We start from the raw sequence: 13,763 nt of genomic DNA, 5'->3' as shown, positions 1-13,763 counted from the left end.
ATTTCCACCTTAAGCCAGTGCTGTCGTGAAATGACCGAGGCTTCGCCCGATGCCTGAAATCCGTCCCTTGCGGGCCGACGATCTGCCTGTCGTGGCAGCCATGTTCCAGCGGGTGCTGCGCAAGCGACGCAGCCCGGCGCCCGCGACGCTGGCCAGCTACCTCCAGCGCCTCTATCTCGATTCCACCGACGGTAGCGCCGGATCGCCGTCGCTCGTCCACGTCGCCGACAACGGCCGGGTTTCCGGCTTCGTCGGGGTGACGTCGCTGCCGATGCGCTTTGGGGAAACCAGGCTGAACGCCTCGATCTGCGGCTCGCTGATGGTGGACGAGGACCAGCGCAACGATCTTTCCGGCGCCAGGCTTCTCAAGGCGTTCCTTGCCGGGCCTCAGGACATTTCGTTCAGCGAGACGGCGAGCGACGTCACCGCCAATATGTGGACGACACTGCGCGGCACGATCTTGCCCCAGCACAGCCTCGACTGGATCAAGGTCATCAAACCCGCGAGCTTTACCATCGCGGGAGCCAAGGTGCGCGTACCGATGGCCCGCTTTGCGGCTCCACTCGCCCGTGCCGCGGACGCCGGCTTGCGGCTCCGGCGCAGCGGCGAATTCTCGCGCTGGTTCGGCGCCCGCGATGCCGCGGCGACTCTCGGTCGCTACACGGTCGCGGACATCGACCAGGACGGCTTCGCCAGGCTGCTTGGCAATTTTACGTCAAGATTCGCGGTTCATCCCGAATGGAACGATGCCTTGCTGGCGCGCATCATGGCGGACGCCTCGGCCAAGCAGGACTTCGGCGCGCCGTTCCGATGCAGGGTGTCGAGCCGAACCGGTGCCGTCATCGGCGCCTTCATGTATTTTGGACGCGCCGGAGAAATCGGCCACGTCCTCCAGATCCTGGCCCTGCCCGGCCAGGCCGGGGCAGTGATCGACTGCCTGATCGCGCATGCGGCGACAACGGGCCTCGCGGCGGTCAGGGGACGAACCCAGCCTGCATTGCTGGAAGCGATGCTCGGCCGGCAAATAATCTTCATCAACGTCAATTCGACGGTGGTGCACGCCCGCGATCCGGAACTCGTACGGCAGTTCCAGGCAGGAAACGGCTTTTTCAACGGGTTGGTGGGGGAGCATTGGAGCCGGATATTCGGCGACAGGTTCGACTGAGCGGCCGCCGGCTCAGAAGGCGTAGGAGAGAATGTCTCCGGCCTGGCTGCTCATCGGTCCGAAGCGACACGCGCCCCGCATCGATTTCGACACGCAAAACCGGTTGACCGCGCGCGTCGTGGTTCCGCTGAGCACGCCGTTTACCGGACCGTTGTAGAAACCGGCTTCCTTGAGCTGATGCTGGGCCAGGTAGATGTAGGCGTTGGGATGGGTGGTGCGCATCATGCGTATGAGCGATTGGCGCTGCTCCGCCGAAAGCTCTTGCATGCGCGCTGCGATCTGCTGGTAGCCTCCGCGCCCTGAGGGCTCGGCCGAGAACAACATTTCCTCGACAAGCCTGTCGCCCCGCGACAGCCAGGGCGAAACCCCAGCGAACAGCTGGCGCGCGCGCTTCGGATCGGCCCTGATGAAGGTCGTGCGTCCGTAGCGGCGGCCGTCGCGATAATAGCTGATCAGGTGGCGCGCGGCCGCGATGTTGCCGGCCTCGGCAGCCTGAACCAGAAGAGCGACCGCAGCCTTGGCGTCGCGCTTCGTACCCATGCCGTAGAGCATGGCATCGGCCAGCGGGACGACCGCGTCCAGCAGACCCATGGCATCGGCCTGGCGCAGCGCGGCAACGCCGTCGGCTGGCTTGCCGGCATTGCGCAGCAGGCTCTCCGAAAGTGCAGACCCGAGAATGAGCAAGCCGTAGGCATCGCCGGCCTCGGCCGCCTGGCGGTAATATCCGGCCGCGCGCCGTCCGTTGCTCTGCAGCAGCTTGCCTTCGCGGTAGAGGTCGCCGAGCCTGATCAGGCCCTGCGTCCAGCCGAGCGATGCGGCTTCGGCATATTCCCGCATTGCCGCCGATAGATCGGGCGGGCCGGCATCGCCCCGGGTCAACAGGTCGCCCATGACGACATGCGCCTCGCCCTCGCCGCTTTCCGTCGCTTTCCTTACCATGGCGCGACCGGCGGCGACGTCCTGCGCGGTGCCCTGTCCTCGCGCCGTCATGGCGCCAGCCCGGACCTCGCCTGCAACGCTGCCGCGCGCAGCAGCCTGGCGGTAGTAGTCGAGCGCCTTCGGCAGATTCACGGCAACCGTCATGCCGTCGCTGTAGAAATCGCCGAGCCGCACCAGTGCATCCGCATCCTCGAGATCGGCAGCCCGCTCGTAGGCTGCAACCGCGCCTTCGCCGTCGACCTTGCCCGATTGCGGTTCCCGCAGCAGGTCGCCCAGGGTGATCAGCGCCACGGCATTTCCGGCATCGGCGATCCGCCGAACGATACTGCGCCCTGCCTCCACGTCGCGTGGCGTACCAAGCCCATGCGCCGTCAGTTCGCCCAAACGCAAGGCAGCGTGGACGTTGCCGGCGGCACTTGCCTGCCTGTAGTAGGCGAGTGCTGTCGGGAAGTCGGCTGCCGGCACGCCCGACGTTTCACGGCTATAGATGTCGCCGAGCACCGAAAGCGCCTCGGCATCGCCTGTGTCGGCGATCGCCTTTATCGCGGCCAATCCGCCCTCGACGTCCTGGCGCGTGCCTTGCCCCCGAAACGTCAGTTCGGCGACACGCAGCTTGCCGAGTTGCTGCCCTGCCCTTGCCGCCGCCCGGTAGAATTCGAACGCCTTGGCAAAGTCCGGTTTGCCGGCGCGGCCACTGCCATAGAGATCGCCGAGCCTCAGTGCCGCATCGAGATGACCAAGGGCTGATGCCTTGGCATAGGCTGTCTCCGCTTCCTGGATATCGAGCGCGCCAACCTTGCTGTCGCTCATGAGGTCGCCCAGGGAAACGAGCGCGTGCAAATTGCCGCGATCGGCGAGCGAACGCACCAGCGCGCGCCCGGCCTCACTGTCCTTTTCGGCACCTTGGCCGCGCGCCAGCATTTCTCCGCTGCGCAGTATGCCTGTTTCATTCCCTGTCGCCGCGGCGCGGCGGAAGTAGTCGTAGGCGCGGGGCAGGTCGAGCGACAGCCCGCGGGTGCCGGGGCGGCTGTAGAGGTCACCCAGCAACGCAAGGGCAGCGCCGTCGCCAGAGGAAGCGATCTCTTCGATGGCGGCGAGGCCGGCATCGACATCGCTTTCGGTGCCTTCGCCAAGGACGCGCATTTCGCCGACGCGAAGCCTGGCAGTTGCACTGCCGGCCTCGGCAGCCTGACGATAGTAGTCGAATGCCCTGGAAGGATCGCGGCTGGTGTTTCCAGCGTCACTGTAGAGGTCGCCAAGGCGCAGCAGCGCGTCGGCGTTGACGATGCGGCCAGGTGTTGCGGCATCGCCGGCGCTTGCCGATGCGCCCGTCTCCGGCGCGGTCTGTGCCGACAACGCGGTGGCCGCCAACAAGGTCACGACCGAGGCCGACAACACCACATGACATAAACGCGACAACGCCAACTCCCCAGCCGCAACACCTGCGCTGTTCAGTAACGAACGCTTTCGCCCGGCGCCGTTGCCGTCGGGTTTTCTGCGTCGACTGCTTTCAGATAATACTCCGCCGCCTTCTTGCCGTCCGACGGCACACCCTTGCCGTCGCGATAAAGATCTCCGAGCCGGAGCAAGGCATCCGCCCGCCCCTGCCGGGCAGCACTCTCGTAGGCCGCCACCGCGGCCGGGCCATCGATGGCCCCAATGGCACCCGAAAGATGCAGGTCGCCGAGCACGACATAGGCATAGGGGTCGCCGGCCGCGCCAACCTGCCGGACGAGTTCGAGGCCCGCCGCGATGTTCTGGGGCGTACCTTCGCCGCGTGCGGTCATCTCGCCCTGGCGCAATCGGCCGGTCTCATCTCCGGCCAGCCCGGCCCTGCGGTAGAACTCGAATGCCTTGCCCGAATCGACTGGGATAGGTCCGCCCTGGCGATAGATGTCGCCGATGCGCACCAGCGCCTCAGGTCGGCCGAGGACCGCCGCCTTCTCATAGGCACGCACCGCCTCCGGCGCATCAAATGTCCCCGTCGAGCCGTCCGCCATCAGTGTTCCCAGCGACATCAGCGCGTCGCTGCTGCCGGCATCTGCCGCAGCCCGCACCAGCGCGAGGCCACTTGCCACGTTCTTGGCCGTGCCCTGGCCACGAACCATCATCTCGCCGGCGCGCACGCTGCCGATGACGCTGCCAGCATCGGACGACTTGCTGAAATAGCCGTAGGCCCGGGCCGGATCGGCCTGCAAGAGTCCGCCGATGCCACGCTGGTATAGCGCGCCAAGCAGGTTCAACGCATCGGCGTCTCCGTCTTTCGCGAGCGCATTCATCTGCGCGAGCCCCGACTCGACATCGCGGTTCGTGCCACGCCCGAGCAGGGTCATCTCGCCGGCGCGCAGTTTTCCCAAGACGTTGCCCGCCTGCGATGCCCTGGCGTAGTAGGAGAACGCCCTGGGCAATTCCGACGTGATCGAGCCGTTGCGGCTGTAAAGATCGCCAAGCCTGACAAGGGCATCGGAATGGCCGAGCGAAGCCGCCTTGTCATAAGAAGCAACAGCCGCAGCGAGATCGACGGGCGCCACAGTCGCATCGCTGAGCAGATCGCCAAGCGCGATGAGCGCGAAGGTATCGCCCTGGTCGGCAAGACCGGCCAGCATGGCGCGCCCCGCCTGATAGGACTGGCCGGTGCCGCGTCCTCGGGCCAGCATCTCGCCGGTTCGCAGGATACCAGTCTCGTCTCCGCTGTCGGCGGCGCGGCGGAAATAGCCGAACGCCTTGGCAAAATCGATCGAGATGACGCCGCCGTCCGAACGGCTGTAGAGCGAACCGAGAAGCACAAGCCCGGCAGGATTGCGGGTGCGGGCCACCACTTCCTCGATCATCGCGATCCCGGCGGTGACATCCTTCGCCACGCCCTGGCCGATGGCCGTCATTTCGCCGATCCGAAGCCTGGCGACATCGTAGCCGAGAGCGACAGCCTTTCGGTAGAAGTCGAACGCCTTGGCCGGATCCATTGCGACCATGCCCTGGCCGCCCGGCCTGTATAGATCGCCGAGCAGCACGAACGCCTCGGCGTTGCCGCCATCGGCAAGGGCGGTGATGACGGCCAGCCCCTTGCCGGTATCGCGTGTCACGCCCTGCCCGCGCGCCAGCATCTCGCCCACCCTCAGCCTGGCATCGTCGCTGCCGGCCTTGGCTGCCTGGTCATAGAAGAGGTAGGCACGCTTCGGGTCGGCGGCCACCACCCTGCCCTCGCGGTAGAGATCGCCAAGCCGCATCAGCGCTTCGGCACTGCCCATGGATGCGGCCTGCAGGTAGAGTTCGGTCGCGGCGAAGGGATCGGCCGTGGCGTCCCTGGCGATGCCGATCAGATCGGATGGCGCAATGATCGCGTAGACGGCATCGGGGCGGCCCGGATTGGCCATAACGCGATAAAAAGCGAGCGCCGCCTCGGCACCCTCGACCGTCGTCTTGCCGTCGCGATAGAGGTCGCCGAGCGCCATATAGGACGCAGCAAGCGCCTTGGTGAAGCCGTCGGGACGCGCCGACCGCTGGCTTTGCCCGACTGGCGGCCCGACTTCAGGAGACGTCGGAGCCTGCCCGTCGGGACTGGCTTCAGCCGCCATTCCCGACATCACAACGCTGGCGACAAACAACCAGCCGAAACGCATGGGCCCAAGCTCCCGACAGCGCGCAGGCTGCATTCAATGCAGCAACGCTAATATGAAACAATCATTGCACTTTCCCGGCAAGAACAATTTCGAGCGGCATGCCAGCCACGCCTGTTCGCGCAGGCCGGCAGCGCGATACGACACCCATGGCGGCACGCTTCTACCTGACCCATTCGCCCATCCTTATGCCTTCGCCGTCCGGAGCGAAGATACTGGCGTCGGGCGTCGCACTCACCAGCCGAAACCGCGCCGAAGCCCGCAAGGCGCTTTCGATGTCATCAAGCGACCCTTTCGGCATGACGCCGAGGTCGTCGATGTATGCCTTCTGGCTTCGCGTGATGATGACGAACGACGTGCCCGGCGACCGGCCTCGCAACCAATGCGACAACTCCGCAGCAGGGTCGGCCAGCACGGCAGCGATGGACTGCTTGCTCTCTGCGGAGATCGGCACATAGGTGAAGTGCTCGTAGTTCATGAACTGCTCGGGGTAATTGGGCGCCCCCTCGACCAGGACAGAACCGACCGGCGCATGCGCATAAAGCCATTGCGAGGCCTGAACCTCGGCCTGGGTGAAGCTGTACTGCCTGTCCTTGCCATTGTTGGCGAGCACGAACGCCACCGACAATGCCGCACCCATCGTTGCCAGGGCATAGCGCGCGATCGCGTCACGCTGCGTCCCCGACCATGGAAAGAACAGGGCAGCGGCGAAGAAAGCGAGGAATGGCAGCGCAAACAGGTAGACGCGGAAGGCGATCTCGCCGCCATAAGACGTCGCGACCAATAAAAAAGCAGGGGCAAGCGTCAACACAACCGCAGGCCCGTCACGATAGCCCGCCACCAGGCGGCGCAATCCGCCGAACACGGCGGCGAGCGCAATGATGCCGGTCAGTGCGCGCGAGGCCCACGACACCACCACCTGTCCAGGGCTTACGATAGAGGTGTCGACGAGGCGCTCGCCGATCTCGGTGGAGGTGTCGCCGAAGCGCTGGACCAGTTCCGGCAAGACCGAGGCCATGTAGCCGTCGGCGTAAAACAGCAGCCATGCCGCTTCGACCAACACGGCAAAGACCAGATATCCCAGGCTGAGCTGCCCGAGGAACCACAGGCCGCCGAGAGCCACCATGACCACCATCGGCGTCAAGGGATGGGTCGCCACGATGGCAAAGATCAGCACCATCGCCAGCACCGAGGCCATCACCCGCACGCGCGGCTGCAACCCCAGCGTCATCAACGGCTGGCCGCGCGAAACTAGGCCGAAATAGCGACCGCAGAGCCCGACGAGGCTGCGTCCGCCGGGATCGGCCCAGGATTGCTCCGCGCGAAGCGGACCGACGCACAAGGCGATGAGCATCAAGTAGAAAAGGAATGCGACACCCTGCGGCGAGTAGTAGTCCTGACCGATCCAGTTGCCGACGGCGAAGAGCCAGACAGCGCCCCAGCCAAGCCTGGGGTCAGCGGTAAAGCGGCGGTAAATGAGTGGCAGCACGAGGATGTAGAGCAAATTGAGCACCGGCGGCGAGAACCGTGCGATGTTGGCGACCTGGAGCGGCTTGATGTCGAACAGATTGGCAATGGCGGCGCTGACGACGAACAGACCAGGCCAGTTGCTGTAGGCGGCCAAAAAGGGGGCCGTCGGATCGATCTGGCCATGCCGCTGCACGTAATCGACGACACCGACATGCTTCCATGCCCAGGCATAACGCAAGGTGTCGTAGACGATTGCGGGGGTGCCGTGGAGCAGCAGGACCAGCATGGCGATCTGCAGCAGCGGAATTTGGGTCTCGCATACGCCACGTTTCAGGCTGAGTGCGAAGCCCGCGCCGACGGCTGCGTAGGCCGCCCATATCGTGGCCGGCAGAACCGAGAACAGGCCGTAGTCGTCCACGCCTGCAGTGTCCGTGAGGAAGAGGCTGGCTATCCAAAGCGCGAACCCCAGGCCGAGGCACGTCAGTGACAAGATGGCCGAACGATCGGAAAACCAGCCCGCCCTTGTAGCGGGTGGATGCTCGACTGCCGTAACGATGGCAGCAGGGATCACTTCGGTCGCCATCACATTCATATCGCGCCTCCATTGGAGGATACGATACGAAGGACGCGATCGACATTCGAAACTATCCAGAGCCGGCTGACTTCGCTGCGATTGCGATCCCTTGACCGCTCGCTGACCTGATGCAGCCAGACCAGACCAACCATTGCGCGGATCGCTTCGGTATCTCTGCTCCAGTGGCGATCGTCGTCTGGGGCGCCGGAAAGCCAGGTTCTTTCGTCCGCATGCCAGGCCGGCTCCCACAGAAGGTCGGCAACGACACCACCCAGCGGTTCCGTCGAAGCGCTCATGCGCGCCGCGATCGCCAGGCCGCAACTGTCGAAACCGCCTGGCGCGTTCGATCGCGCATTGCCCCATTCAAGAATGCTCGCGAGCCTGACGCCGGCGCCGCCAGTCCTGGAAAACCGGAGATTGCACAACTGCAGGTCGCCGTGGCACCAGCCGAGACGCTCGTCCCGCTCCAGCCAGTACCTGCGCTGCGCCGCCACAAACATTTCGAGCGCCTGCTTCCGCCGAGCCGGCGACATCAGCGAACCCTTCAGGTGCAGCAACTGGGCCGCGGGGCGCTCGACCCATTCCCGGAACCAGATTTCGTCGATGGCTTGCAAGGATGATGTCTGGTCGTGCAGCAGGGCCATGGCGCGGGCCGCTTCCGCGAGCCCGAACTGAAGGCGCATCGGGGTTTGCAACAATGCATTGCCATCCTCGCCCGCAACCATCGACTCCATGCATTCGACAATGCCGTCCGCACGCCGGACGGCCAGCAGAGAGGGCAGCAGCGGCAGCAGCCCTTCAAGTCGCGGGTCGGCGCGCAGCAGGTCGAGATTGTCGATCATCCGCTCGAGATAGGCGGCGGCGACGGGATCGCGCGCGCTGCGCAAAATGGCATGCGTATCGAAACCGTGTTCAGCGCGACCATCGTCAGCATGATCGCCAAGGTAAATGATTGCCGTTCCTTCCGGTCCCTGCCCGGATGACAGCGCCTGCCAGCGGAAAGCGTCCGGCGTGCCGGTCAAACCGAGCACCGGCACGAGATCGGTCTCGCCGGGCAGAACGGCCACATGGCGACGTCCCGACGGCAGCAACGGGCCCGCGAGCCGGCTCAGCGAGTGCGCCAAGGCCAAGCTCCAATCGTGCAGGCTGTGGCGTCGATTGCTGACAAGGGCGACGACGCCAATGCCGCATGTGACTACCAGCATGGCCAGCAGCCAGGCATGGGCCATACCGATCGGCCCCTGGAGGCGCACGAGAACGGCACCAGCGCCAAGCGCCAGCACCATCAGCGAAACCTCGACGGCAGCGACCGACCGCATCCAACCCTTGGTGCGGGCAATCGAGAGGTAGATCGACAGTACCGCGGAGACGACGCTGGTGATCGTGAAGACACGCAGGATGGAGGCACCTTCGGCGGCGTAGGCGGCGCCGAAGACCGACATCACCGGATGCGCGAACACCAGCATCAGCACCACGAGGCCGAGCAGCGGCAGCACCGACATGACGGCGGCATCGGCGGCGAGCGTGCGCAGCCTGCCGCTGTCGCTTGCGCCTTCGGCGAGCAGCGAAAGCCCCATCGAACTGCCGACATAGTAGAGGGAGGTGAAGATCGTCCACGCAACGAAGAAGCTGGCGCTCTCGGCAGCACCGACGAGGTTGAGCACAATCAGGGGGGTGGCAGTCCATGCCACCATCATCGACACCGAACCGATATAATCCCAGCCGAAGAAGCGGGCCATGGCGCGGCGGTCGAACAGCCGTGGATCCCCCGGTCCGGCCTTCGGCAACAGGTGCCTGAAGATCAGCAGGTTGACGGCAAGGACAAAGACCAAGACCGGCGCCGTCCAAGACAGCGCTATCGCTTCCCAACCGAGGCCGACGAGGGCAAGCGGCACCAGCATCGCAATCTTGACGACCTGATAGATCGTCTTGGAGACGGGAACCCATATCGACTGCCGCAGGCCCGAAAGCGCGCTGTCCTGCAGGGCAAAGACCGACCAGATGGCGACGGTCGCCACGAACCAGGCGATGACGCCGACGCTATCCGTCAGCACGTCGAGCTTCGGCATGAATGCGCCGACGACGAGCAGGAAGACTGCCGCCACGATGACCGAGGCAACCACCGATGTCGCATAGGCAAACAGAATCAGCCTGCCGGAGCGGTTCCCGATGGTCGGAACAAAACGGACGAGCAGATTGCCGAAATTAAGCTGGGCGGCATTGGAGAGGTTGACGATGGTCGCAGTGATCGCACCACCGAGACCGATCGCCTCCTGCGAGCAGTAGCGCGCCGCCAGAAACCAGAAGGCCAAGCCCAGTACGGCGCTTAGCCCGCTGTTGGCGATGAGGGCGTAGCCGTTGCGCAGCAGCGACGACGCCATCAATCCCGACGGCACAAGCGATTTCCAGTTCCACCCGCGCCTGCCTCTGCCCGGGATAGGTCCCGATCCAGAGTGCCGCAGGCTGGGCGGATGTGCGGTCATTGCCCGACGCGCCGCCAGACCCGGACATAGTCGACCAGGAACTCGGCCGGGAACTTCGTCCTGGCATTGGGCGAGCCCGGCCAATTCCCGCCCACCGCCAGGTTGATGAGGAGGTACATCGGCTCCTGGGAAATGCCTTCCTGGTTGGTGTAGCGCCACATCTCCTTGCCATCAAGGTACCAGATGACGGCGTCCTTTCGCCACTCCAGCCCATACACATGCCAGTTGTCGGCGAGGTCGACGGTCTTGGCATTCTTGCCGGCGCTCTTCCAGTTCTTCTGCTTGTCGAGATAGTGCAGGTGCATCTCGTAAGTGCTGGTCGCGTGGCCGAGCACTTCAAGAATGTCGATCTCAGGGCGCGGTTCCTGCGTCGACGGCAGCAGCCAGATGGCCGGCCACAGGCCCTTGCCGCGCGGCACCTTGGCCCGGATTTCGAAGTAGCCGTACTTCGTGGCAAAACGGTCGAGCTGTGCCCGCTCGAGGTAGTCGCGCCCCGTCGTCACCATGCCGGATGTGTAGTTGAAGATACGGCCCTCGTGGCCTGAAACGTTCTCAGGCCGTGCCGTCAGGCGCAGATGCCCACCGGCAACGCTGACATTGTCGGGCATGTACCACTGCAGTTCATTGTTGGCGAGGTTGGTGCAGCCGCCCTTGTCCCACCAGTAGCAGCGGGTCCATTTGCTGCGGTCTAGCCTCGGCCGGTTGAACTCCTCGGTGAAGATTCGTTCCCATTGCCCCTTGATGAGCGGCGGCTCGAGGTTTCGGGCCGAAGCGCCTTCAAGCGAAAACCACCAAACACACGCCAGCCCTACCAGCGCCGCACCCCAAGATCCCATAACCATGCACCAACCCAATAGGTCCGACTACATTGGCCCGCCGTAGTACATGCCAGCCTGAAGTTGCCTGCGTGGTTCCGCAAAACGGATCGCGCGCATTTGCCAACTGTGTCAGGCAGTCAGTCGCTTACGATCTGTTAACTAGGGCCGACCGGAGCACGGTTCGTCAAGCAATTTTACCTGTCGCGGTAAATGACAATGCCGTTACAGGGCACCAGGAAAGATCACCGAAACCGAAAACGATCACGTCAATTTGAGCAGACCAACTATCTCTACATACTCGTAATAGATCGAATGATTTACTTACATGCTGATTTTCAAGTCTATAATCCACACCGCAGCGAACAAATAATAAATTGTTGATCGAAAATCTCTATCAATTCAGATTATGGATGCTTCTTGAAAAACACGAAACTGTGAAAGTAAATCTCGCCTGCGCGCAATTGCAATTTTGCAAGACCAGCGACACCGGCCGGCAAAACGGGAGGGGTTCACGGACCCGACGGATTTCACGATGACCGAGAACCCGCTGGCAGCGGCAGTCGCGCGATCGCGCGGGTTCGTCGTCCAAAGCCCTGCGCCGCGCGAGGTCTGGCGGCGCCTGATGCTGCTCGATCACGAAGCCCTTCCGTATCAGTCGCCGGCTTGGCTCGACGCCCTTTGCGCACTCGGCAAGCACAAGGATGCAAGCCGCGCCTATCGCTTCGACAGTGGCCATCAATACATCCTGCCGATGGTCAGCCGCAGTGGGCTGCCCGATCGGCTGTCGGTCGCCGAGTCAATGCCCTATGCCTGGGGCCGCGGCGGGGTCATCTCTTCGGCACCACCCAGGATAGAACACCTGCGCGCCATTTTCGAGGACCTGGCCAGCCTGCCCTATCTCAGGGTTGCGGTCAGGCCGAACCCACGGCATGCACATCTGTGGTCGGCCGCAGCGCCGCCGTCCGTCACCGTCGTGCCGGGGCTTGCCCACGTGCTCGACCTGAAAGGCGGCTTCGAAGAAGTTTGGTCGAAACGTTTCAAGAAGACGACACGCACACGCGTTCGCAAGGCCGAGCGCACGAGCATCGTCGTCGAGCGCGATACGACCGGAAGGCTGGTGCCGGTGTTCCATCAATTGCTTCGCTCGTCCTTCAACCGATGGGCTGACAAGCAGCACGAGCCACGCCTGCTCGCAAACCTGCGCGGCGGCCGACGCGACCCGATGGCCAAGTTCAGCTCGATTGCCAGGCACTTCGGCGAGGCATGCCACGTCTGGATCGCGTGGGTGGACGGCAGGCCGGCAGCGGCCGCATTCGTGCTTCAATATGGAAACGTCAACGACGCCCGCGGCGCGATAGATCGGCAGGCACTCGGCACATCCGGCGCCAACGACCTGATCCAGAAACTGTCCATCGAGGAAGCCTGCCGCAGCGGATGCCGGTATTACCATTTCGGCGAGACCGGCGCCTCCGCCTCGCTGGCACACTACAAGCAGCGATTTGGCGCCACGCCACATCCGCATGCAGAATATTTCCTGGAGAAGCTGCCGATCACGGCTGCGGACGCACGCCTGCGCAGGGCCGCGAAGTGGATGATCGGCTTCAAGGACACCTGAAGACGGACATCATCCCGGCACTGCCAGCAACACCAGCCGCTGCGCTGCGAAAAAGAACGCCGCCGCGAGCACCACCATGGTCGCTGCCTCGAGCCACCATGGCCAGCGCGTGCGATCTGGTCGCAAGCTGGCAACCGACATCTGGCGAAAGGCCAGAACCGCGATGGCCGATGCCACGGCAATGAGACCATTGCGATAGCCGCCGGCAGCGTCGTCAACTCCCAACTGCTCCTCGCCAATCTCTGCCTTGAGCTGCAACTGGCCCTTGTCGTCAACGCCGTCGGCGCTCAGCACCCTTGCCGTCCTGATCGAGGGATGGGCGATCAGCGCCTCACGGAAACGGTCCAGCACCAGCGGATCATAGGCGTCGCCAGGCTTGAATGGCTGCAGGCGGACTAGTTCCGCTTCCTTGAGGCCGACAAGCCCGCTGTAGGTGACGGCACCAATGCTGGCCATGGCGCCAGGATCGACTGCGATGCGCGCCACCGCCAGCGGCCGGCCCGGCATCGGCTGCAATTCGCGGCCGGCAATGCGGACGAAAGGATACGACGCGCTGCGAATGCGCCAAAGTATCTCATCCTCCAGAATCGCAAGGACCTCGCCTTTTGCCGGCTTGCCGGCGGCGGTGGCCATCTGCCGGGCGATGTCGTCGCGGACCGCCTGGGCAAGGCTGCCAACACCATCGAGCTCGATAAGGCCGACACGATAGAGCGGGCCGGGTTGCGGCTTGAACACGACCTTTGACGGCAAAACTCCATCCGAAGGGCCAGAGACTGCGATGCGTGCCTCGCGATAGCCTTGGCCACGCATCATCTCTACCAGACGAAGCCGCTCGGCTTCGACGAGTGATTGCCAGGGCCCCGGCCGTTCGATACCGGCCCTCGACCGCTCCAGTTCCGGGGCGTTCAGGCTGGCTCGCAGCGCCCTGTCGAGGGCGGCATCGGAGGTCGGCTCAAGTGCGATGGAGGGAAAGTCGGCAGCAAAACCAACGCCCACCAGCCACGACAGAATTGCCCCAAAAGCCATCGTCAGGACAATGGCTGGCAAGAACCTTGCTCCTGGCATGTCTCTCGCTGTCACAG

General features: G+C 64.2%; 8 protein-coding genes. 2 read left to right on the top strand and 6 right to left on the bottom strand.

The features are described 5' to 3' along the window. The first annotated feature begins 49 nt into the window (after nt 1-49). On the top strand, nt 50-1,165 hold the full coding sequence (locus ASC75_RS19865) for a hypothetical protein (RefSeq protein ID WP_055979105.1): 1,116 nt from the start codon (nt 50-52) through the stop codon (nt 1,163-1,165). A gap of 12 nt (nt 1,166-1,177) precedes the next feature. Here ASC75_RS19865 and ASC75_RS19860 read toward each other — a convergent pair whose 3' ends face one another. From ASC75_RS19860 to ASC75_RS19840, 5 genes are all read right to left on the bottom strand, one after another. Further along, a complete protein-coding gene (locus ASC75_RS19860) occupies nt 1,178-3,523 on the bottom strand; it encodes a tetratricopeptide repeat protein (protein WP_156381330.1) in 2,346 nt (781 codons plus the stop codon). A 32-nt stretch (nt 3,524-3,555) separates the two neighbouring features. Beyond that, entirely contained in the window at nt 3,556-5,724 is a 2,169-nt protein-coding gene (locus ASC75_RS19855) for a tetratricopeptide repeat protein (RefSeq protein WP_055979099.1), read from the bottom strand. Between the two features lie 160 nt (nt 5,725-5,884). After that, nucleotides 5,885-7,609, bottom strand: coding sequence for a hypothetical protein (locus ASC75_RS19850; protein WP_162244945.1), 1,725 nt, complete (start codon nt 7,607-7,609; stop codon nt 5,885-5,887). A 170-nt stretch (nt 7,610-7,779) separates the two neighbouring features. Continuing rightward, a complete protein-coding gene (locus ASC75_RS26965) occupies nt 7,780-8,970 on the bottom strand; it encodes a phosphotransferase (RefSeq protein ID WP_348271301.1) in 1,191 nt (396 codons plus the stop codon). A 1,274-nt stretch (nt 8,971-10,244) separates the two neighbouring features. Next, nucleotides 10,245-11,090 carry a glycoside hydrolase family 16 protein gene (locus ASC75_RS19840; RefSeq protein WP_082496672.1) on the bottom strand — a complete coding sequence of 282 codons (846 nt, stop codon included), beginning with the start codon at nt 11,088-11,090 and terminating at the stop codon, nt 10,245-10,247. A gap of 508 nt (nt 11,091-11,598) precedes the next feature. On the opposite strand from ASC75_RS19840, the gene ASC75_RS19835 reads away from it, so the two are divergent. Next, nucleotides 11,599-12,681 carry a GNAT family N-acetyltransferase gene (locus ASC75_RS19835; RefSeq protein ID WP_055979087.1) on the top strand — a complete coding sequence of 361 codons (1,083 nt, stop codon included), beginning with the start codon at nt 11,599-11,601 and terminating at the stop codon, nt 12,679-12,681. Between the two features lie 9 nt (nt 12,682-12,690). Here the strand turns inward: ASC75_RS19835 and ASC75_RS19830 are convergent, their stop codons facing one another. Then, entirely contained in the window at nt 12,691-13,728 is a 1,038-nt protein-coding gene (locus ASC75_RS19830) for a hypothetical protein (RefSeq protein ID WP_156381328.1), read from the bottom strand. Nucleotides 13,729-13,763 lie beyond the last annotated feature (35 nt).

It is taken from the genome of Aminobacter sp. DSM 101952 (assembly GCF_001424795.1).
In the GTDB taxonomy this organism is placed as follows: Bacteria; Pseudomonadota; Alphaproteobacteria; order Rhizobiales; family Rhizobiaceae; genus Aminobacter; species Aminobacter aganoensis.
Note: the sequence above shows the minus strand (reverse complement) of the source record. Positions and strands in the feature narration are given on the sequence as shown.

What these genes read in the sequence shown, in the direction of transcription:
- ASC75_RS19865 (WP_055979105.1), top strand. Translation starts at nt 50, where the DNA reads ATGCCTGAAATCCGTCCCTTGCGGGCCGACGATCTGCCTGTCGTGGCA.
- ASC75_RS19855 (WP_055979099.1), bottom strand. Translation starts at nt 5,724, where the DNA reads ATGCGTTTCGGCTGGTTGTTTGTCGCCAGCGTTGTGATGTCGGGAATG.
- ASC75_RS26965 (WP_348271301.1), bottom strand. Translation starts at nt 8,970, where the DNA reads ATGCTGGTAGTCACATGCGGCATTGGCGTCGTCGCCCTTGTCAGCAAT.
- ASC75_RS19840 (WP_082496672.1), bottom strand. Translation starts at nt 11,090, where the DNA reads ATGGTTATGGGATCTTGGGGTGCGGCGCTGGTAGGGCTGGCGTGTGTT.
- ASC75_RS19835 (WP_055979087.1), top strand. Translation starts at nt 11,599, where the DNA reads ATGACCGAGAACCCGCTGGCAGCGGCAGTCGCGCGATCGCGCGGGTTC.